Source organism: Vibrio sp. 10N.222.54.A3, from assembly GCF_041474095.1.
Lineage (GTDB): Bacteria > Pseudomonadota > Gammaproteobacteria > Enterobacterales > Vibrionaceae > Vibrio > Vibrio crassostreae_C.
The window spans coordinates 91,217-92,560 of the sequence record NZ_JBFRTN010000025.1; the positions used below are offsets into that span (position 1 = coordinate 91,217).

A 1,344-nucleotide genomic window follows, 5' to 3' on the forward strand; every position below is an offset into this window, starting at 1 on the left:
AGAAGGGCGAGAAGAGTTGATGATACCAATACTGATGGCACTGTTCGCCGCAGGCGGTACTGTCTACGGCATGGCGGAAGAATCACTACCATTCTATACATTGTTGGTGCCTGTAATGATGGCTGCTCGCTTTGACCCTCTGGTGGCTGCTGCGACGGTACTACTTGGCGCAGGGATTGGGGTGCTAGGTTCAACCATTAACCCATTCGCAACCGTGATCGCTGCCAACGCCTCTGGCATTCCATTTACCGACGGTATCGTGTTGCGTATTGCGATGTTGATTATTGGTTGGGGTATCTGTGTCGCCTACGTGATGCGCTACGCAAGAATGGTTCAAGCCGATCCAAGCAAATCCATTGTGTACGACAAATACGAAGAGAACAAAGCGCACTTCCTTGGCAACGCAAGTGGCGAAAAACTGGAATTCACCGCAACTCGTAAACTGATTCTGACCATTTTTGGTGGTTCATTCGCGGTAATGATTTACGGTGTATCCGTTGCTGGGTGGTGGATGGCAGAGATCTCTGCAATGTTCTTAGCAGCAACCATCATCGTCGGTATTGTGGCTCGTATGAGCGAAGAAGAGTTTACCACCAGCTTTATTGATGGTGCCCGTGACCTACTTGGTGTTGCGCTTATCATAGGTATTGCACGTGGTATCGTAGTGGTGATGGACCGCGGTATGATCACCGATACCATTCTCTTCTCTGCAGAACAAATGGTAACGGGGCTTTCTTCGGTTATCTTCATTAACGTGATGTTCTTCTTAGAGATTCTACTGTCGTTCTTAGTTCCATCGACCTCTGGCTTGGCGGTACTTACCATGCCAATCATGGCACCACTGGCTGACTTTGCTGGCGTAGGTCGTGACCTGGTTATCACTGCGTACCAATCAGCATCTGGCTTGGTGAACCTAATTACGCCAACCTCCGCGGTGGTGATGGGTGGCTTGGCGATTGCTCGCGTCCCTTATGTACGCTGGGTTAAATGGGTAATGCCACTAGTCGGTATCTTGATGGTGTTCTGCATCATTGTTCTGAGTATTGGTGCGCTTATCTAAAACCTACACACCTCACTTTCTCACTCAAAGCCGCTTTCTAGCGGCTTTTTTTGTCACTATCGATGACCAACAAAACCCTTCCATCGAAACACCCTCACAAGCTGCACACGCATCATTTAAAGCCACTCTATTAATCTATCTACCTATCAAAGCCGCAAAGCCTAAACGAGCTGAGACACTTGCTAGAAAGCAAAGATAACCTTTAAATATCGATACTAAGGTTAATTAAAAATCAAATATTCATCGCTACTATATTTAGATAAATACTTAGTCACTTATTAGAG

The 1,344-nt window shown here is 46.9% G+C and carries 1 protein-coding gene; it reads left to right on the plus strand.

From position 1 onward, the window contains the following. Window positions 1-1,060 (plus strand): YfcC family protein (locus AB4507_RS07995; RefSeq protein WP_372182499.1); only part of this gene is annotated, 1,060 nt, incomplete at its 5' end. Between the last annotated feature and the right edge of the window lie 284 nt (window positions 1,061-1,344).